We start from the raw sequence: 19,215 nt of genomic DNA on the forward strand, positions 1-19,215 counted from the left end.
CGGGGCGTGATGCGCGGCCGCAGCCGTCCGGGGCCTGCGCGGCGGGCTATCCTGCGGGCCCCCGATCCCCGCTGCCGCCCGCCCTGCGCCCATGCGCCGCACCCTGCCCACCACCGCCTCGCTGACCGCCTTCGAGACCGCCGCCCGGCGCCTGAGCTTCACGCTGGCGGCCGATGAGCTGGCGGTCACGCAGAGCGCGGTGTGCCGGCAGATCGCGGCGCTGGAGGCGGCGCTCGGCGTCAAGCTGTTCCGGCGCGACGGCCGCGGCGTGGCGCTGACCGAGGCCGGCGCGGCCTATGCGCGCCAGGTGCGGGCGCGGCTCGACGAGCTGGAGCGCGACGCGCTGGCGCTGATGGCCCGCGGCGGGCCGGGCGGCTCGGTCGGCGCGCTGGAACTCGGCGTGGTGCCCACCTTCGCCACCCGCTGGCTGCTGCCGCGCCTGGGCGGCTTCCAGGCCGCGCATCCGGGCATCCAGCTCCACCTGTCCTCGCGCACGCGGCCCTTCCTGTTCGACGAGGCGCGGCTGGATGCGGCCATCCATGCCGGCACCGCGCCCTGGCCCGGCACCACCGGCCGCGTGCTGCTGGCCGAGCAGATGCTGCCGGTGGCCGCCCCGGCCTGGCTGGCCGCGCACGGCTTCGCGCCCGACCGCCTGCCGCGCACGGCGGCCGACTGGCAACGCCTGGTGCTGCTGCAGCCGGCCACCCGGCCCTACGCCTGGCGCGAGTGGTTCGGCGCGCAGGGCCTGGGCGTGGCCGGCGACATGGCCGGCCCGCGGCTGGAGCTGTTCTCGATGCTGGCCGAGGCCGCGGGCTGCGGCCTGGGCGTGGCCCTGGTGCCGCCCTTCGTCGTCGCCGACGAACTGGCGCGCGGCGTGCTGGTGCCGGTCGCCGCCGCCCCGATGCCCAGCGGCCGCAGCTACTTCCTGATCTACCCCGAGCACGCGGCCGAGGCGAACCCGGTGCTGCGCACCTTCGCCGACTGGCTGCAGGCGCAGGCCGGGGCGGCCTGAGCCGCCTGGGCGCCTGGGGTGGCCCCGGAGCCACCAGAGCGCTTCGGGCGACCGGAGCCGCCCGGCCGGCCCGGCCGGCCCGACCGGTCCGACCGGTCCGATCGCCCCGGGATCAGCGTGGGCTGTCGCCGGCCGGCCGCGTGCTCATCCACACCGCCGAGGCCACGATCAGCGCGCCGCCCAGCCAGCCCTGCGCGCGCATCGGCTCGCCCAGCCAGGCCACCGCGATCAGCGCGCCCCACAGCGGTTCGCTGCCGGTCAGCAGGGCCACGCGCGAGGGGCTGCTGCGCCCGGCGGCATGGTTCTGCACGAAGAAGGCGAACACCGTGCACAGCAGCACCAGAAAGGCCATCGCGCCCCAGAAGCCGGCGTGCGTGGGCAGCGGCACCCAGCCGGCACGGCCCTGGGTCAGCGCCAGCGCGGTGGCCGTGCCCAGCGTCATCACGCCCATCTGCACGGCGGTCACCGTCAGCGCGGGCAGGCCGTGGGCCTGGCCGTGGCGGCGCGTCAGGCAGACCATGACGGCGCGCAGCAGGGCGGCCAGCAGCACCAGCGCATCGCCGCGGTTCAGCCCGTCCACGCCGCCGTGCTGGAAGGCCAGCAGGCCGGCGCCGGCCATCGACAGCGCGGCGGCCAGCGCCGTGGCCGCGCCGGGGCGCACGCCCAGCAGCCACCATTCGCACAGCGGCGTGAAGGCCACGCACAGGCTGATCAGGAAGGCCGCGTTGGCGGCGGTGGTCAGCGTCACGCCCCAGGTCTCGCAGACCAGGATGGCCAGCAGGTTCAGCCCCAGCAGCGCGGCACCGGCCAGGGCGCCCCGCGGCAGCGGCTGCGTCTGCGGTCGCGCCAGTGCGCGCAGGCCCGGCAGCAGCACCAGGAAGGTCAGGCCGAAGCGCAGCAGCAGGAACTGCAGCACCGGCACCTCGGTGGTGGCCAGCTTGGCCGCGCTGTAGCTGCCCCCCCAGACGATGGCCACCAGCAGCAGCAGGCCGTCCAGGGTGCTCGGGCCGTGCCAGCGGCGCGGGGCGGGGGCGTCGTCGTGCGGCGCCGGAATGGGGGCGGCGCCGCGCGGCGCCGGGGCGGGGGTCGTCAGGGGTTCCATCGGGCGCCGATTGTTCGGAGCGCTCGCCGGGGTGACTAGACTGGCCGGCTGAACAGGAGCTGTGCCCGGTGAGAACAGACGATGTCCTGGCGGTGATGCACGAGCTGGTCACCTTCGTCCGCGCGGTGGAGGCGGGCAGCTTCTCGGCGGCCGCGCGCCAGCACGGGCTGACGCCCTCGGCCGTCAGCCGCCAGGTGGCGCGGCTGGAGCAGGCCCTCGGCGTGACGCTGCTGCAGCGCTCGACCCGCCAGCTGCGCCTGACCGAGGCCGGGCTGGACGTGCTGGCCCGTGGCCGCGAGATGCTGGCCGCCGCCCAGGCCAGCCTGCGCGTGGCCGAGGGCCATGTGGAGGCGCCGCGCGGCCTGGTGCGGCTGAGCGCGCCCAAGGCCGTCGCCCGGCAGCTGCTGCACCAGCCCCTGCTGGACTTCCTGCAGCGCCATCCTCAGGTGGACGTGCATCTGATGGTCGTCGACCGTCCGGTGGACCCGCTGCGCGAGGGTGTGGACCTGGTGCTGCGCATGACCGACACGCCGCCGCCCGGCCTGGTGGCACGGCCGCTGCGGCGCGTGCGCCAGTGCGTGCTGGCCAGCCCGGCCTATCTGGCCAAGGCCCCGCCGCTGCGCACGCCGGAGGACCTGACGGCCCACAGCTGTCTGTCGCTGGGCGAGCAGGCGCACGACCACCGCTGGCGCTTCTCGCGCGCCCGTGGGGCGGGGGATTCGGGGCTGGGCGATGCGGTGGGCGAGTCCGGCGCTGGTGCGGCGGAATCGGTGGTGGTGCCGGTGTCGGGCCGCTACACCATCAACCACAGCGAGATGCGCCTGGCGGCCATCGAGCAGGGGCTGGGCGTGGGCTGCGTGCCGGATTTCGGCGCCCGGCAGGCGCTGGCGGCCGGCCGCGTGGTGCAGGTGCTGGCCGACTGGCACTACGAGAGCGACTACCAGGGCATGGCCTGGCTGCTGTTCGCGCCCTCACGCCACCTGCCGCCCAAGGTGAGGGTGCTCATCGACCACCTGGTGGCCGCGCTGCAGCCGGCGGACTGAGCGCGGCGCGGGACGGGACGGCGCGGCGCCCCGTCGCGCGGGCTCAGGCCTTCGGCGCGGTGGCGGCCAGCGCCTGGTCCAGCAGGCCCAGGCCTTCTTCCAGCAGCGCGTCGCTGGCCGTCAGCGGCACCAGCACGCGCACCACGTTGCCGTGGGTGCCGCAGGACAGCAGGATCAGGCCGGCGTCGATCGCCGCCTTGACCACCGCGGCGGTGCGCGGGGCGTCCGGCTTGCCGTCGGTGCCGAACAGCTCGATGGCGACCATCGCGCCGGCGGCCCGCACCTCGCGGATGCCGGGGTGCTTGGCGGCCAGCGCCTGCAGGCCGCGCACCAGCAGGGCGCCGACGGTGCGGCTGCGCTCCAGCAGGCCGTCACGCTCGAAGGCCTCGATCACGGCCAGCGCGGCGGCGCAGGCCAGCGGGTTGCCCGAGTAGGTGCCGCCCAGGCCACCGACCGAGGCCGCGTCCATCACGTCGGCGCGGCCGATGATGGCCGAGATCGGGAAGCCGCCGCCCAGGCTCTTGGCCATGGTGATGACGTCCGGCGCCACGCCGGCCTCGCGCCACCACAGGTCGCTGGCCAGCCAGTCGCCGGTGCGGCCGGCGCCGGTCTGCACCTCGTCGGCGATCAGCAGGATGCCGTGCGCATCGCACAGCGCGCGCAGGCGCTTCACGAAGTCCAGCGGCGCGATGTAGAAGCCGCCTTCGCCCTGCACCGGCTCCAGGATGATGGCCGCCACGCGGCTGGCCTCGACGTCGTACTTGAACAGCGCCTCGATGCTGGCGATCGCGTCATCGACGCTGACGCCGTGCAGCGCGCACGGGAACTTGGCGTGGAAGACCTCGGCCGGGAAGGGACCGAAGCCCAGCTTGTACGGGGCGACCTTGCCGGTCAGCGCCATGCCCATCATCGTGCGGCCGTGGAAGCCGCCGCCGAAGGCGATGACGGCCGAGCGCCTGGTGTAGGCGCGGGCCACCTTGATGGCGTTCTCCACGGCTTCGGCGCCGGTGGTCATGAAGAAGCTCTTCTTGGCGAAGTCGCCGGGGGCCATCGCGTTGAGCTTCTCGGCCAGCTCGACGTAGGGCTCGTAGGCCAGCACCTGGAAGCAGGTGTGGGTGGCGCGTTCGAGCTGGCGCTGCACGGCGGCGACCACGGCCGGGTGGCGGTGGCCGGTGTTGAGCACCGCGATGCCGCCGGCGAAGTCGATGTAGCGCTTGCCCTCGACGTCCCACACCTCGGCGTTCTCGGCACGGTCGACGAAGATCGGGAAGGCCTGGCCCAGGCCCGAGGGCAGGGCGGCGCGGCGGCGCGCCATCAGGTCGGCGTTGGTCTGTGCGGTGGGCAGAGGGTCGCGGTGCATGGTGCGATGGGCCTGGGAAGCGAGGGGCGGGCGGAGTCTGGACGGTGGTCCAGGATGACACGGTGACTCTAGACGCCGGGCCCGGGCGCTACCATGTACAGCACGCCCACCGGGCCGGGTGTACTGTGCCGGCCCGCCGACCTGTACAGCGCCCGGGGCCGGGCCGGCACAGCCGGTCCTTTTCCGCCGGGCCCCCGCCGCGTTCCGATGTTCAGTCTTTCTCCCCAGTCGTCCGTTCCGCTCGTCACGCAGATCGTCCAGGGTCTGCGCGGGCTGATCGAGGACGGCTCGATGCGTGCCGGCACCAAGGTGCCGTCGATCCGGCAGTTCGCCCAGGTCCATGGCGTCAGCGTCTACACGGTTGTCGAGGCCTATGACCGTCTGGTCGCCCAGGGCTTCCTGGTCTCGCGCCCGCACTCCGGCTTCTTCGTGCGCCGGCGCGGCCGTGGCGGGCCGGCCGACAGCGTGCATCCGAAGGACCCGGGCGGCGCCACCGCCTTCGATGCGCTGTGGTACCTGCGCAAGATCTTCGAGAACCGCCACCTGTCGATGAAGCCCGGCTGCGGCTGGCTGCCCGACGCCTGGCTGTTCGAGGACGGCTTGAAGCGCAGCCTGCGCGCACTGGCCGGTGACGATGTGGGCCTGGGCGGCTACGGTGACCCCAAGGGCTATCCGCAGCTGCGCGCGCTGATGCGCGACACGCTGGCCGAGCAGGAGGTCGCGGTGGTGCCCGAGCAGGTGCTGCTGACCCAGGGCTCCAGCCAGGCGCTCGATCTGGTGGCGCGGCGCCTGGTGCGCCCGGGCGATGCGGTGCTGGTCGACGATCCCGGCTATGCCAACCTGCTGTTCAGCCTGCGCTACCTGGGCGCGAAGCTGCTGGGCGTGCCGCGCACGCCGGGCGGCTACGACCTGGCCGCGCTCGAGGCCCTGCTGGCCGAGCACCGGCCCAAGGTCTTCTTCACCCAGCCGCGGCTGCACAGCCCGACCGGCTCGGTGGCGCCGCTGTCGCAGCTGCACCGCCTGCTGCAGCTGGCCGAGCGCCACGACTTCACCATCGTCGAGAACGACATCTACGCCGATCTGGACCCGACCCCGCGCCCCTCGCTGGCCGGGCTCGACCAGCTCACGCGCGTGGTCCACATCAGCAGCTTCTCCAAGACCATCTCGCCGAACCTGCGCGTGGGCTATGTGGTGGCCGACCCGGATCTGGTCGAGGACCTGGCCCAGCTGAAGATGATCGCCGGCCTGACCTCGTCGGAGTTCGCCGAGCGCCTGGTCTACGGCGCGCTGACCGAAGGCCGCTGGCGCAAGCACCTCAAGGGCCTGCGCGACCGCCTGGCCGAGGCCCACGAGCGCGTCGGCGCACGCCTGGACGGCCTGGGCTTCGAGCTCTTCGCCGAGCCCAAGGCCGGCATGTTCCTGTGGGCCCGCCACCCGGCCATCGCCGATGCGGCCGAGCTGTCCGACCGCGCCGCCGAGCACGACATCCTGCTCGGCCCCGGCCACCTGTTCAGCCCGATGCTGAACGCCACGCCGTGGATGCGCTTCAACGTCGCCTACGGCGAGGACGACCGCGTCTACGCCTTCCTGGCCGCCCAGCGCGGTTGAGGACGCCCCGCAGCCGCCCCGGCGTCAAGACACGCCGGGGGGCCGTCCCGGTCGCCGGGGCGCGGCACCATAGAATCCATGATTCGCCCGTCGCGCTGATCCCAGCACGTCCGCGGGTTTCCCATCGCATCGACCGCCCGAGCCGACGCCGCCCATGAAAGCCTCCGAGATCCGTTCCACGTTCCTCAAGTTCTTCGAGTCGAAGGGCCACCAGATCGTCGCCTCCAGCCCGGTGATCCCGGGCGACGACCCGACGCTGCTGTTCACCAACGCCGGGATGAACCAGTTCAAGGACGTGTTCCTGGGCTTCGACAAGCGGCCCTATTCGCGTGCGACGACCAGCCAGAAGTGCATCCGCGCCGGCGGCAAGCACAACGATCTGGACAACGTGGGCTACACCGCGCGGCACCACACCTTCTTCGAGATGCTGGGCAACTTCAGCTTCGGCGACTACTTCAAGAAGGACGCGATCGCCTACGCCTGGGAGCTGCTGACCGTCCACTTCAAGCTGCCGGCCGACAAGCTGTGGGCCACGGTCTACGCCGAGGACGACGAGGCCTACGGCATCTGGTTGAACGACATCGGCCTGCCGCCGGAGCGCATCGTGCGCATCGGCGACAACAAGGGCGGCCGCTACATGTCCGACAACTTCTGGATGATGGGCGACACCGGCCCCTGCGGCCCGTGCTCGGAGATCTTCTTCGACCACGGTCCCGAGGTCGCCGGCGGCCCTCCGGGCAGCCCGGACGAGGACGGCGACCGCTACATCGAGATCTGGAACAACGTGTTCATGCAGTTCAACCGCACGGAGGACGGCGTGATGCACCCGCTGCCCAAGCCGTCGGTGGACACCGGCATGGGCCTGGAGCGGGTCACCGCCGTGCTGCAGCACGTGCACTCGAACTACGAGATCGACCTGTTCGTCAAGCTGCTGGCCGCGGCCAAGAACGCCGTCGACCAGGCCACGCCGCAGCGCACCGAGGGCGGTTGTGACGCGACCAGCCCCAGCCTGAAGGTCATCGCCGACCACATCCGCGCCTGTGCCTTCACGGTGGCCGACGGCGTGATCCCGGGCAATGCCGGCCGCGGCTTCGTGCTGCGCCGCATCGCCCGCCGCGCGATCCGCCACGGCTACAAGCTGGGCGCGCGCGCGCCGTTCTTCCACACGCTGGTGCATCCGCTGGCCGTCGAGATGGGCGAGGCCTATCCCGAGCTGCGCGCCCAGGCCGACCGCATCTTCGGCGTGCTCAAGCAGGAAGAGGAGCGCTTCTTCCAGACCATCGACCGCGGCATGGAGATCCTCGACGGGGCGCTCGCGTCGCTGGCCGAAGGCCAGGGCACGGTGTTCGACGGCGAGACCGCGTTCAAGCTGCACGACACCTACGGCTTCCCGGTCGACCTGACCGCCGACGTCTGCCGCGAGCGCGGCGTGACCGTCGACAGCGCCGGCTTCGAGGCCGCGATGGGCCGCCAGCGCGAGCAGGCCCGTGCCGCCGGCAAGTTCAAGATGGCCCAGGGCCTGGAATACGCCGGCCAGGCCACGCGCTTCCAGGGCTACGAGCACCTGGCCGTCGAGGCCGCCCGCGTGACCGCCGTCTACGTCGACGGCAGCCCGGTGGACAGCGCCAAGGCCGGTGACGACGCCGTCATCGTGCTCGACCAGACCCCGTTCTACGCCGAGAGCGGCGGCCAGGTCGGCGATGCCGGCGAGCTGCGCAACGCCACCACCAAGGTCGAGGTCTCGGACACCTTCAAGATCCAGGCTGACGTCTTCGGCCACCACGGCCACATCGCCGAGGGCGAGGTCAAGGTCGGTGACGTGTTCGCCGCCAAGGTCGACGGCGAGCGCCGCGCGCGCACCGTGCGCAATCACAGTGCCACCCACCTGATGCACAAGGCCCTGCGCGAGGTGCTGGGCACCCATGTGCAGCAGAAGGGCTCGCTGGTCACGCCCGAGCGCACCCGCTTCGACTTCGCCCACACCGCGGCGCTGAGTGACGACGAGATCCGCCGCGTCGAGGCCATCGTCAACGCCGAGGTGCTGGCCAACGCCGGCGCCAAGGCCGAGGTGATGGGCATCGAGGACGCGCAGAAGACCGGCGCGATGATGCTGTTCGGCGAGAAGTACGGCGAGACCGTGCGCGTGCTGACCATCGGCTCGACCCGCGAGCTGTGCGGCGGCACCCACGTCAAGGCCACCGGCGACATCGGCCTGTTCAAGATCGTGGCCGAGGGCGGCGTGGCTGCCGGCATCCGCCGCATCGAGGCGGTGACCGGCGACAACGCGCTGGCCTATCTGCAGGGCCTGGAGCACACCGTCAACGGCGTGGCCGGGGCGCTGAAGGCCGCACCGGCCGAGGTGCCGGCCCGCATCGCCAGCCTGCAGGAGCAGTTGCGCACCCTCGAAAAGGAGCTGGCCGCCGTCAAGGGCAAGCTGGCCTCCAGCCAGGGTGACGCGCTGGTCGCGCAGGCCGTCGACATCAAGGGCCTGAAGGTGCTGGCCGCGACGCTGGAAGGCGCCGACGCCGCCACGCTGCGCACGACGATGGACCAGCTGAAGAACAAGCTGAAGTCCGCCGCCATCGTGTTGGCCGCCGTCGACGGCGGCAAGGTGCAGCTGGCCGCGGGCGTGACCGCCGACGTGGTCGGCAAGGTCAAGGCCGGTGAGCTGGTCAACTTCGTCGCCCAGCAGGTGGGCGGCAAGGGCGGTGGCAAACCCGACATGGCGATGGCTGGCGGAACGGAGCCGGCCAGGCTGCCGCAGGCGCTGGCGGGCGTCAGCGCCTGGGTGGGAGAGCGTCTGTGAGCGCCCCGGTGAACCCCGATCCGCAGAACCTGCGCCAGGCCGGCATCGCCGCCGGTGACGCACCGGTGGACGACACCACGCCGGCCGTGGCCGCCCAGGGCGCCGACGCTGATGCTGATGCCGACGTGGATGCCGACGCCGTCTTCGACGGCAGCACCCAGGCCGAGATCGACGCGCTGCACGCCCTGTGCGAGCAGCTCAACGGCTTCGGCGCCGAGCTCTCGGTCGAGTGGGTCGACGGCTTCCTGACGGCGCTGCTGTCGGGCCGGCGGGCGATTCCGGTGTCCGAATGGCTGCCGGCGCTCGCCGGTGACGCCTTCGACCGCGCCTTCGGCGATCCGCAATCGGCCGAGCCGGCGCTCAAGGTGCTGCACGACCGCTGGCGCGTGATCGCCGGCCAGCTCGACCCCGAGGCCCTGCTGGACGCGCCCGACGAGATGCGTCTGGCGCCGCTGATCGTCCAGTACGACGAGGCGCTGCGCGCCGAGATCGTCGCCGACGGCATGGCCACGGCCGAGCAGGCCGAGGAAGAGCTGCTGTCGGGCGGCCTGTGGGCCGACGGCTTCCTGGCCGCCATCGAGGCCTTCGCCGACGACTGGCCCTCGCCCGAGGCGCTCGGCATCGAGGACGAGGAGCTGGCGCACTTCTTCGAGGACACGCTCGAGCGCATCGTCCATCTGTCGCTGCCCAAGTCCGAGATCGGGCCGCTGGTGGCCGAGCGCTACCAGGGCGAGGAGATGTCGCGCGACGACCTGATCGACGAGGCCTGCTTCGCCGCCCAGGACCTGCGCCTGTACTGGCTGGACCATCCGGCCAAGTCCGAGACCCGCTCGGTCGGCGCCAAGGTCGGCCGCAACGATCCCTGCACCTGCGGCAGCGGCAAGAAGTTCAAGAAGTGCTGCGGGGCCTGAAGCCCCGGTCCTGAAGGTGGATGCGTTCGATCACGTTCGCGCTAACGTTCCCCGCCTTCCGCCTTCCGCCTTCCGCCTTCCGCCTTCCGCCTTCCGCCTTCCGGCGTTCACCGCCCTGATCCGGAGTCCCGACCATGGCTGAACTGAGCGGCCGCCACATCCTGCTGGGCCTGAGCGGCGGCATCGCCTGCTACAAGTCGGCCGAACTGGTGCGCCTGCTGGTCAAGGCCGGTGCCACGGTGCAGGTCGCGATGAGCGAGGCGGCCACGCGCTTCATCACCCCGGTGACGATGCAGGCGCTCAGCGGTCGGCCGGTGGTGACCACCCAGTGGGATGCCCGCGAGCCCAACGCGATGGCCCACATCAACCTCGCCCGCGAGGCCGATGCGGTGCTGGTGGCGCCGGCCTCGGCCGACTTCATCGCCCAGCTGGCCCATGGCCTGGCCGGTGAGCTGCTGCCGCTGCTGTGTCTGGCGCGGCCCTGGGCCTCGCCCGATGCCGCCACCGCGGCGGTGGGCGACGGCCGCTGCCCGCTGCTGCTGGCCCCGGCGATGAACCGCGAGATGTGGGCCCATCCGGCCACCCAGCGCAACGTCGCCCAGGTGCGGGCCGACGGCGCGCAGGTGCTGGGCCCGGGCCACGGCGACCAGGCCTGCGGCGAGACCGGCGACGGCCGCATGCTGGAGGCTGCCGAGATCCTGGACGCGCTGATCGCCTTCTTCCAGCCCAAGGTGCTGGCCGGCCGGCGCGTGCTGATCACGGCCGGGCCCACCTTCGAGGCCATCGATCCGGTGCGCGGCATCACCAACCACTCCAGCGGCAAGATGGGTTTCGCCATCGCCCGCGCCGCGGCCGAGGCCGGGGCGCAGGTCACGCTGGTGGCCGGGCCGGTGCATCTGCCCACGCCGGCGGGCGTCACCCGCATCGACGTGCGCAGCGCGCAGCAGATGCACGACGCCGTGCTGCCGCGGGCGCCGGCCCATGACGTCTTCGTCGCCACCGCCGCGGTGGCCGACTGGCGGCCCGCCGCCGAGCAGGGCGAGAAGATCAAGAAGGCCGAGGGCCAGCGTGTGCCCGCGCCCTTCGCCCTGGTCGAGAACCCCGACATCCTGGCCACCGTGGCCCGCTTGCCCGAGGGCCAGCGGCCCTGGTGCGTGGGTTTCGCCGCCGAGAGCCACGATCTGGTCCGCCATGCGCGCGAGAAGCGCCTGCGCAAGGGCGTGCCGCTGCTGGTCGGCAACCTCGGCCCGGCCACCTTCGGCCGTGACGACAACACGCTGCTGCTGGTCGACGCGGCCGGCGAGCGCGAACTGGCCACCGCCGACAAGCTGACGCTGGCCCGCGCGCTGGTCGCCGAGATCGCGCAGCGGCTGCCGGCGGTCTGAACGTCCGGCCGGCCGGCACATCCCCCCTGATTTCCAGACTCCAGGACCTCTCCCGATGACCTTGCCGATCGCCCTCAAGATCCTCGACCCGCGCATGGCCGACCAGCTGCCGGCCTATGCGACCGGCGGCTCGGCCGGCCTGGACCTGCGCGCCTGCATCGATGCACCGCTGAGCGTCGAGCCCGGCCAGGCCGTGCTGATCCCGACCGGCCTGGCCATGCACATCGGTGACCCGGGCCTGTGCGCGATGCTGCTGCCGCGTTCCGGCCTCGGCCACAAGCACGGTCTGGTGCTGGGCAATCTGGTCGGCCTGATCGACAGCGACTACCAGGGCCCGCTGATGGTCAGCTGCTGGAACCGCGGCAGCGTGGCCTACACGGTGCAGCCGTTCGAGCGCATCGCCCAGATGGTGATCGTGCCGGTGGTGCAGGCCGCCTTCGAGATCGTCGAGGACTTCAGCGCCACCCAGCGCGGCCAGGGCGGCTTCGGCTCGACCGGCACGGCCTGAAGCCTGCTCCGGGGGGCCGGGGCGTCCCCGGCCGGCTGCGCGGGGCGATCGGTCAGCCGTGCCTGACGGACATTTCGTCAAATGAAGGCTTGTTCAGGCGCCGCGGTGCGGCGTGTGCGGGCAGGCGCATGAGACCTGGCGGTCTGACGGCCCGATGGCCCAACGCCCCGATGGCCCGCAGCCCGGGTCACCGGGCGTGCCCGGCCCCGCGGCCCGCGTTCAGTGCAGTTGAGAGGAGCCCGGTGCGGTCTGCAACACCGACATCGCGCCGCCTTCGCTGAGGCTGCGGCTCTCGGCTTCCTCGGCGGTGGCCGCACGCACGGCCATCACCTTGAGCTTGAGGTTGATGGCGATGCCGGCCAGCGGATGGTTGCCGTCCAGCACGACATGGGTCGGATAGACCTCGGTGACCGTGTAGATCACGTCCTCGGGCATGTCCTCGGAGGCGGCGCCCTCGGGCAGGCCCTCGAACTGCATGCCTTCCTCGAGCAGTTCGGGGAACAGGGCCCGTTCCTCGAAGCAGACGAGGTTGGCGTCGTATTCGCCGAACGCGTGCTCGGGCTCCAGGTGCAGTTCGGTCTCGAAACCGACCGCCTGTCCGGCCAGGACGTCCTCGACCTTGGGCAGCAGGTCATCACCGCCGTAGAAGAACTCCACCGGTTCGGGCAGGTCGTCGATGGTCTGGTGCTGGGCGTCCGTCAGCGTCCACACGAGGCTGACGACGCAAGGTGCTTGGATCAACATCAGGGGATGTTCGCACATCCGCAGGGACAATCGGCCCCATGGCCATCGATGTGCACACCCCGACGCCGCTGCTGGGCGGCCTGAGTCCCGACCGTTTCATGCGCCGCCACTGGCAGCGCAAGCCCCTGGTGATCCGCCAGGCCTGGCCCGACGTGCGGCCGCCGATCGACCGCGCCGCGCTGTTCGATCTGGCCGGCAGCGAGGATGTCGAGAGCCGCCTGCTGACGGCCTTCGACGGCCGTTGGCAACTGCGCCACGGCCCGTTCTCGCGCCGCCAGATCCCGTCGCCGTCCAAGGCCGGCTGGACGCTGCTGGTGCAGGGCCTGGACCTGCACCAGCAGGCGGCCCACGAGATGCTGCAGCGCTTCCGCTTCGTGCCCGAGGCGCGGCTGGACGACCTGATGATCAGCTACGCCAGCGAGGGTGGGGGCGTCGGCCCGCACCTGGACTCCTACGACGTCTTCCTGCTGCAGGTCCACGGTCGGCGGCGCTGGCGCATCGGCCCGGTGCGCGACCGCAGCCTGGTGCCGGGCCTGCCGGTGCGCATCCTCGCGAACTTCGAGCCGACCGAGGAGGTGGTGCTCGAGCCGGGCGACATGCTGTATCTGCCGCCGCTCTACGGCCACGACGGCATCGCCGAGGGCGGCGACTGCATGACCTGCTCGATCGGCTTCCGTGCCGCCACCGCCACTGGCCTGGCCACCGAACTGCTGCACCAGATCGCCGATGCGGTCGAGCCGCCGGAGCCCGGCGCCCGCGAGCCGATCTACAAGGACCCGGGCGCGCCGGCCGTCACCGAGCCGGGCCGTCTGCCGGCCAGCCTGGTGGACTTCGCCCGCGACAGCCTGCGCCGTGTGCTCGACGAGCCCGACGCGCTGCCGCGCGCGCTCGGCGAGCTGATGACCGAGCCCAAGCCTCGCGTGGTGTTCGAGCCCGGCGAGCCGATCGCTCCGGGTCAGGCCCTGGTGCTCGACCGTCGCACCCGCATGCTGCACGACGATCGTCACGTCTACATCAACGGTGAGTCCTTCCGCGCCGGCGGGCGCGACGCCCGCTTGCTGCGCGAACTGGCCGATGCCCGCGCGCTGCCGGCCGTCCAGGCCGCACGCTTCAGCGACGAGGCCTGGGGCCTGCTGGGAGACTGGGCCGATGCCGGCTGGTTGCATGGACGCGACGAGGCCTGAGCCCGCGCGGGCCCCGAGCGCCGGCCTGCGCATCGACGGACGCCCCGAGGCCCTGGCCCATTGGCGCGCTGCGCTGCTGGCCCTGCCGGGGCAGCCCGCGGCGCGCACGCTGTGGATCGCCAGCATCGACCTGTCGGACTGGCCGCTGGCCGAGACGGTGGTGCTGGAGGCGCTCGGTCAGTGGTTGCGTCAGCCCGGTCGCTCGCTCACGCTGCTGCTGCGCGAGCCGGAGGCGGCCGCGCGCCTGCAGACCCGGTTCGCCCGCTGGCGGCGCGACTACAGCCACGCCATCCACTGCCTGGGCCCGACGCCGGCGCTGTCGTCCGCGCAGTCGTCGGCGTTGTGGGAGGCCTGGCCCCAGGGCATGGCCACCGAAGCAGGGTGCAGCGAGCGTCTGCCGGGCCTGCCCTGGCGCCTGCGGGTTCAGCTTCGACCCACGGTGCCACAAGGGCTCTGGCGCCCCTGGTTGCAGGAATGCGAAAGTTGCTGGCCCGCACACACCTTGGGTTTATAGGGAAGTTCCCTGATCTGTCTATAATGCGTGGCTGACTTCGAAAGCAGTCGAGACTTTCGAGTCGGGTTTCTCGACAGACATGCTGCTTCGCAGGATGAGTCAGATCCACTACCGGTAACTGTTGGTCGACACTTTTCACTGAGGACACACAAATGAACAAGTCGCTCCTGTTGGCTTCGCTGATCGCCGCCGCTGCCCTGACCGCCTGCGGCAAGAAGGAAGAGCCGGCTGCTGCTCCGGTCGAAGCTTCGGCTCCGGCTGCTGCCCCGGTTGAGGCCGCTTCGGCCGCCGTCGAAGCCGCTTCGGCCGCTGTTGACGCTGCTTCCGCTGCTGTCGAAGCCGCTTCGGCCGCCAGCAACTGATCTCGCGCCAGCAGGTCAATGAAAAAGCCGCCTTCGGGCGGCTTTTTTCATGGCCGTGCACCAAGGCGCGGCGGTGGGCGGCGGGTCTGCTTGGCGGGCCTGGGGCCTGAAGCGACGAGGCCCCGGCCGCTGGCTGCGGTCGGGGCCTCGATGGGGCCGGTGCCGGACCCGTCCAGGGTCGCGGCACGATCTCAGCGCAGGGCGTCGATCAGGCGGGCGACGATCTGCCGTGCGGCATCGCCGGTCTCCGGCTGCCCCTCGGCCGTCTGCACGCTGACCAGCGTGCCGTCCGGACGCGTCTGCAGGGCCAGGCGGTAGCGCTGGACCTGGCGGCTGCGCAGCAGCGCATCATCCTTGCTGCTGAACATGCGGGTGAAGAAGCCGGGCTCTTCCTGCGGTGCGCGCGGATCGATGTAGCGCACGAAGTACAGGCCCGCACGGCGGTCGCGGTCCTCGACGGTGAAGCCGCTGCGGTCGAGCGCCAGGCCGATCTGGCGCCAGGCGCGGTCGAAACCTTCTTCCAGCGACAGCGTCACCGGCGCGTCGGCCGGCAGGTCCAGCGGCGTGCGCGGGCGTGCGGCGGTCGACGGACCGGCGGCGGCCTGCGAGGCGGCCGTGGCGCCGGGCGCTGCGGCCACGGTGCGGGCCTGGGCCAGTTCGCCCACGCCACCCAGGCGCAGCAGCAGCCGGGCCAGCATTTCCTGCTCGAGACCCGGATCGGCCGCGCGCGGTTGCCAGCGCGTGCTTTCCTGGTCCCGCGCGCCGACCAGCACTTCCTGCAGGCCGCGGTGGCTGATGTAGACCTCGCTGCCGCCGTCGGCGCGGCGCTCGACCCGCGTGCGGTAGGCATCACGCTCACCGGTCGAGTACAGCCGGTCGATCAGGTTGCCCAGCGTGCGGCGCAGGATGTCGTCGGGCAGCTTGGCGCGGTTCTCGGCCCAGTCCGTCTGCATCACGCCGACGGCCGGCAGATCCTCGACGAGCGGCAGGCCCTGATCCGACCAGAAGGCCTTGAGCTGCGGGTAGAGCTGCTCGGGCGGCAGCGGGCTGACCAGCCAGCGCACCTGGCCTTCGCGCTCGATGCGGGTGCTGCCGATGCGGCTCGGTGCCACCACGGCGTCGGTGCCGGCGGTGGCCGGGGCGCTGCCCTGCACGCTGCCGCGCTGCTGCTGCAGCGCATTGGCACTGACGCTGCCGCCGACCTGCGGCGCATAGCGGCCATCGGCATTGAGCTGGCTCAGGTCCGGCGGCACGTCCAGCGGTGCGGTCTTGACCGACTGTGCGCGGTAGATGGCCGGGTCCCCGGCCGACGGGCCCGAGGTCACGACGGTGCAGCCACCGAGCACCGCCAGCGCGCCGACGGCCAGCAGCGTGGTCGCGGGGCGGCAGGAGGTGACGGACATCGGCGCGGGACGGGTCGGAGGCAAGGCGCTCGGCACGGCGTTCAACGAGGCGGTCGGCAGGGTGTTCGGCGCAGCCGGCCGGCTCGGACGGTCAGCGCGCATCAGGCCAGACCCGCGTCGCGCAGGGCGGCGCCGACCAGTTGTTCGCCGGTGGCCGTCAGCGGGGTGATCGGCAGGCGCACGACGTTGCGGCAGCGGCCGAGCTGGGCCATCGCCCACTTGGTCGGGGCCGGGCTCGGTTCGCAGAACAGCTGCTTGTGCAGCGACAGCAGCTGCAGGTGGATCTGGCGCGCCTTCTGCACCTCGCCGGCGATGGCGGCCATGCACAGCTCGTGCATCAGCTTCGGCGCGACGTTGGCGGTCACGCTGACATTGCCGTGGCCCCCCAGCAGCATCAGCGCCACCGCCGTGCCATCGTCGCCGGAGTAGATGTGGAAGCCGGCCGGTGCGTGCTTGATCAGGTAGGCCGCGCGCTCGATGTTGCCGCTGGCTTCCTTGATGCCGATGACGCCGGGCAGCTGGGCGCAGCGCAGGGCGGTGTCGGGCAGCATGTCGGCCACGGTGCGGCCGGGCACGTTGTAGAGCACCTGCGGGATGTCCACCGCCTCGGCGATCGCCTTGAAGTGCTGGAAGATGCCTTCCTGCGACGGCTTGTTGTAGTAGGGCACGACCTGCAGCGTGCAGTCGGCGCCGACTTCCTTGCAGAACTTGCTCAGCTCGATCGCCTCGCGCGTGCTGTTGGCACCCGCGCCCGCCATGATCGGCACGCGGCCGGCGGCGTGCGCCACCGCCACGCGGATGATCTCGCAGTGCTCGTCGACCGAGACCGTCGGGGACTCGCCCGTGGTGCCGACGACGCCGATGCAGTCGGTGCCTTCGGCGATGTGCCAGTCGATCAGGGCACGCAGTGCCGGATAGTCGACGCTGCCGTCTTCCTGCATCGGGGTGACGAGCGCGACGATGCTGCCTACGATGGGTTTCATGCGGGTTCCTTGCGAAGCGGGGATTTTAGCGGGCGGCGGCGCGGCCGGATCCGGCGTTCAGCCGACGGTGGGCCGTGGCGCGCCCGCCGGCGCGTTCAGCGGCCAGGCGGGCGGTGGCGCCGGTGGCGGTGGCGTGTCCGGACCCGGAGCGGCCGCACGCGCCGTCGTGGCGCCCTGGGGCGCAGTGGCTGCGTCGCCGGTCGCGGACGGCGGCCGGCGCGCGATGATGCGCTGCACGCAGCGCTCGGGCGCCGTCTCCAGGCCGTCCTCGTAGGCGACGATCTGCCAGCCGGCGCAACGCTGCAGCAGCTCGCCCGGCTGCAGCAGGAACTCCGGCCGTGACGGCCGGCCGATGGCCGCCTGGCCCTGGCCGAAGGTCTCGTAGATCAGCCAGCCGCCGGGCGCGACGCAGTCGGCCAGCGCGTCCCACCGGGGCCGCCACAGGTAGTTCGTCACCAGCACGGCGTCGAAACGCTCACCGTGCAGCGGCCAGGGGCCGTGCTCGAGGTCGACGCAGCGCACGTGCGCGACATCGGCCAGCGGGGCGAGCGCCGCCGCATCGCGGTCGACGCCCGTCACCCGATGGCCGCGCGCGGCCAGCCAGCGCACATGCCGGCCGCTGCCGCAGGCCAGGTCCAGCACCGCGCTGCCGGCCGGCAGCAGATGGGCCCAGCGCAGCAGCCAGGGCGAAGGGGCGGCGACGTGGGCCGCTTCAGGAGCCAGGGGCAGGACCATCAGGAGCGCGGAGTGCGGACGGAGACCGCCGGCGCGTCGGCCGGTGCTCAGAAACAAGCTCAGAAACAGGCCCAGAAACGGGCCGACAGGTCGCGGGCGAGGTGCGGGTCCAGGTAGGCCAGGAAGACGGCCGCCAGCGCCGCGGCCACGCCGAGCGCGATCGCCGCGCGCGCGATCACGGCGTGGCCGGCAGCGGTGTGCGCTGCAGCGGCTGCTCGCGCACCGGCAGGTTGGCCAGCGCGGCCAGCACGCCGAGGGCGACCGACAGCCACCAGACGATGTCGTAGCTGCCCGTCGCGTCATAGAGCCGGCCGCCCAGCCAGACGCCGAGGAAGGAGCCGATCTGGTGCGAGAAGAACACGAAGCCGCCCAGCATCGACAGATGGCGCACGCCGAAGATCTGCGCGATCACCGCATTGGTCGGCGGCACGGTGGACAGCCACAGCACACCCATCACGCTGGCGAAGACATAGACCGTCAGTGCCGTCTTGGGCGCGGCCATGAAGGCGACGATGGCCACCGAGCGCAGCGCGTAGATCGCCGCCAGGATGTGGCGCTTGGCCAGCTTCTGGCCGAGTTGCCCGGCCGCGTAGGTGCCGAAGACGTTGAACAGGCCGATCAGCGCCAGCGCGGTGGTGGCCACCTGCGGCGGCAGGCCCTCGTCCTTCAGGAAGCTGGGCATGTGCACGCCGATGAAGACGACCTGGAAGCCGCAGACGAAGTAGCCGCCCATCAGCCAGCGGAAGCTGGGCAGCGCGAAGGCCTCGCGCACGGCCGCGCCCACGCTCTGGGCCGGCGCGCCGCCGGCGGCCGCCAGCTGGGCCGGCTCGCGCAGGCCGCGCGCCAGCGGGATGATCAGCAGCGCGGCGGCGGCCAGCACGAACAGTGCCTGCTGCCAGCCCAGATGGCCGATCAGCGCGCTCTCGACCGGCACCATCAGGAACTGGCCGAAGGAGCCGGCGGCCGCGGCCACGCCCATCGCCCAGCTGCGCCGCTCGGCCGGCACCTGGCGGCCGATCACGCCGTAGACCACCGCGTAGGTGCAGCCCGATTGCGCGATGCCCACCAGCAGGCCGGCGGTGGCGGCGAAACCCGTGCCGGTGGCGGCCAGCGCCATCGACGCCAGGCCGGCCGCGTAGAGCAGCGCCGCGGCAGCCAGCACGCGGAAGGCGCCCCAGCGGTCGGCCAGCATGCCGGCGAACGGCCCGGCGGCGCCCCAGGCCAGGTTCTGCACCGCCAGCGCGAACGAGAAGGTCTCGCGCGTCCAGCCGCGGTCCATCGTCATCGGCTGCAGCCACAGGCCGAAGCCGTGGCGGATGCCCATGCTGAGGGTGACGATCAGGGCGCCGCACAGCAGCACCTGGCGCACCGACAGGGCGGCGGGGCGATCGATCGGAGAGATAGCGCTCACGTTGTTCCTGATCGGGCCGCGGTGGCCGCGGCAGGGGAAGGACCGTCGACTGTAGCGGCTGGACGTGGTCCGTGCCTGACGGGGCGATGGCGGCCTCCGGCGGCGCGTGGCACCGCGCGGCGGGCGGGGCCGCGCCCGGCTCTG

General features: G+C 72.5%; 17 protein-coding genes. 10 read left to right on the forward strand and 7 right to left on the reverse strand.

Annotation, left to right across the window (positions count from 1 at the left end; translation table 11 throughout):
* Window positions 1–91 precede the first annotated feature (91 nt).
* Window positions 92–1,012, forward strand: coding sequence for a LysR substrate-binding domain-containing protein (locus AACH11_RS09705; RefSeq protein ID WP_341374012.1), 921 nt, complete (start codon window positions 92–94; stop codon window positions 1,010–1,012).
* A 112-nt stretch (window positions 1,013–1,124) separates the two neighbouring features.
* On the opposite strand, the gene AACH11_RS09710 is transcribed toward AACH11_RS09705, so the two are convergent.
* Window positions 1,125–2,114, reverse strand: coding sequence for a DMT family transporter (locus AACH11_RS09710; RefSeq protein ID WP_341374013.1), 990 nt, complete (start codon window positions 2,112–2,114; stop codon window positions 1,125–1,127).
* A gap of 68 nt (window positions 2,115–2,182) precedes the next feature.
* Between AACH11_RS09710 and AACH11_RS09715 the strand changes: the two genes are divergently transcribed.
* Window positions 2,183–3,157: a LysR family transcriptional regulator gene (locus tag AACH11_RS09715; RefSeq protein ID WP_341374014.1), complete on the forward strand. Its 975-nt coding sequence runs from the start codon at window positions 2,183–2,185 to the stop codon at window positions 3,155–3,157.
* 43 nt (window positions 3,158–3,200) lie between these two features.
* Here AACH11_RS09715 and gabT read toward each other — a convergent pair whose 3' ends face one another.
* Window positions 3,201–4,517, reverse strand: coding sequence for a 4-aminobutyrate--2-oxoglutarate transaminase (gabT, locus tag AACH11_RS09720; protein ID WP_341374015.1), 1,317 nt, complete (start codon window positions 4,515–4,517; stop codon window positions 3,201–3,203).
* A 207-nt stretch (window positions 4,518–4,724) separates the two neighbouring features.
* Between gabT and AACH11_RS09725 the strand changes: the two genes are divergently transcribed.
* The 5 genes from AACH11_RS09725 to dut all read left to right on the forward strand — a co-directional run bounded on the left by AACH11_RS09725 (window position 4,725) and on the right by dut (window position 11,735).
* On the forward strand, window positions 4,725–6,125 hold the full coding sequence (locus tag AACH11_RS09725) for an aminotransferase-like domain-containing protein (protein WP_341374016.1): 1,401 nt from the start codon (window positions 4,725–4,727) through the stop codon (window positions 6,123–6,125).
* Between the two features lie 154 nt (window positions 6,126–6,279).
* Window positions 6,280–8,931, forward strand: coding sequence for an alanine--tRNA ligase (alaS, locus tag AACH11_RS09730; protein ID WP_341374017.1), 2,652 nt, complete (start codon window positions 6,280–6,282; stop codon window positions 8,929–8,931).
* The gene (locus AACH11_RS09735) at window positions 8,928–9,842 is read left to right on the forward strand and encodes a UPF0149 family protein (protein WP_341374018.1); all 915 of its coding nucleotides are present in this window, start codon (window positions 8,928–8,930) and stop codon (window positions 9,840–9,842) included. Before alaS ends, AACH11_RS09735 begins: the two co-directional genes overlap by 4 nt.
* A 134-nt stretch (window positions 9,843–9,976) precedes the next feature.
* Window positions 9,977–11,227, forward strand: coding sequence for a bifunctional phosphopantothenoylcysteine decarboxylase/phosphopantothenate--cysteine ligase CoaBC (gene coaBC / locus AACH11_RS09740; protein WP_341374019.1), 1,251 nt, complete (start codon window positions 9,977–9,979; stop codon window positions 11,225–11,227).
* Between the two features lie 55 nt (window positions 11,228–11,282).
* On the forward strand, window positions 11,283–11,735 hold the full coding sequence (gene dut / locus AACH11_RS09745) for a dUTP diphosphatase (RefSeq protein ID WP_341374020.1): 453 nt from the start codon (window positions 11,283–11,285) through the stop codon (window positions 11,733–11,735).
* A 219-nt stretch (window positions 11,736–11,954) separates the two neighbouring features.
* On the opposite strand, the gene AACH11_RS09750 is transcribed toward dut, so the two are convergent.
* Complete coding sequence (locus AACH11_RS09750) at window positions 11,955–12,479, reverse strand: FKBP-type peptidyl-prolyl cis-trans isomerase (RefSeq protein WP_341374021.1); 525 nt, start codon at window positions 12,477–12,479, stop codon at window positions 11,955–11,957.
* Between the two features lie 44 nt (window positions 12,480–12,523).
* Between AACH11_RS09750 and AACH11_RS09755 the strand changes: the two genes are divergently transcribed.
* From AACH11_RS09755 to AACH11_RS09765, 3 genes are all read left to right on the forward strand, one after another.
* The gene (locus AACH11_RS09755; protein WP_341374087.1) at window positions 12,524–13,663 is read left to right on the forward strand and encodes a JmjC domain-containing protein; all 1,140 of its coding nucleotides are present in this window, start codon (window positions 12,524–12,526) and stop codon (window positions 13,661–13,663) included.
* Entirely contained in the window at window positions 13,644–14,177 is a 534-nt protein-coding gene (locus AACH11_RS09760) for a hypothetical protein (protein WP_341374022.1), read from the forward strand. The genes AACH11_RS09755 and AACH11_RS09760 overlap by 20 nt, the downstream gene beginning before the upstream one ends.
* A gap of 152 nt (window positions 14,178–14,329) precedes the next feature.
* On the forward strand, window positions 14,330–14,539 hold the full coding sequence (locus tag AACH11_RS09765) for a hypothetical protein (protein WP_341374023.1): 210 nt from the start codon (window positions 14,330–14,332) through the stop codon (window positions 14,537–14,539).
* A 191-nt stretch (window positions 14,540–14,730) separates the two neighbouring features.
* On the opposite strand, the gene bamC is transcribed toward AACH11_RS09765, so the two are convergent.
* The 4 genes from bamC to AACH11_RS09785 form a co-directional block, all read right to left on the reverse strand.
* The gene (gene bamC / locus AACH11_RS09770) at window positions 14,731–15,942 is read right to left on the reverse strand and encodes an outer membrane protein assembly factor BamC (protein WP_341374024.1); all 1,212 of its coding nucleotides are present in this window, start codon (window positions 15,940–15,942) and stop codon (window positions 14,731–14,733) included.
* 101 nt (window positions 15,943–16,043) lie between these two features.
* The gene (dapA, locus tag AACH11_RS09775) at window positions 16,044–16,925 is read right to left on the reverse strand and encodes a 4-hydroxy-tetrahydrodipicolinate synthase (RefSeq protein WP_341374025.1); all 882 of its coding nucleotides are present in this window, start codon (window positions 16,923–16,925) and stop codon (window positions 16,044–16,046) included.
* A gap of 57 nt (window positions 16,926–16,982) precedes the next feature.
* Window positions 16,983–17,660, reverse strand: coding sequence for a class I SAM-dependent methyltransferase (locus tag AACH11_RS09780; protein ID WP_341374026.1), 678 nt, complete (start codon window positions 17,658–17,660; stop codon window positions 16,983–16,985).
* A gap of 175 nt (window positions 17,661–17,835) precedes the next feature.
* Window positions 17,836–19,071: an MFS transporter gene (locus AACH11_RS09785; RefSeq protein WP_341374027.1), complete on the reverse strand. Its 1,236-nt coding sequence runs from the start codon at window positions 19,069–19,071 to the stop codon at window positions 17,836–17,838.
* Window positions 19,072–19,215: the final 144 nt, after the last annotated feature.

The organism is Pseudaquabacterium rugosum (assembly GCF_038066575.1).
Classification (GTDB): Bacteria; Pseudomonadota; Gammaproteobacteria; order Burkholderiales; family Burkholderiaceae_C; genus Pseudaquabacterium; species Pseudaquabacterium rugosum.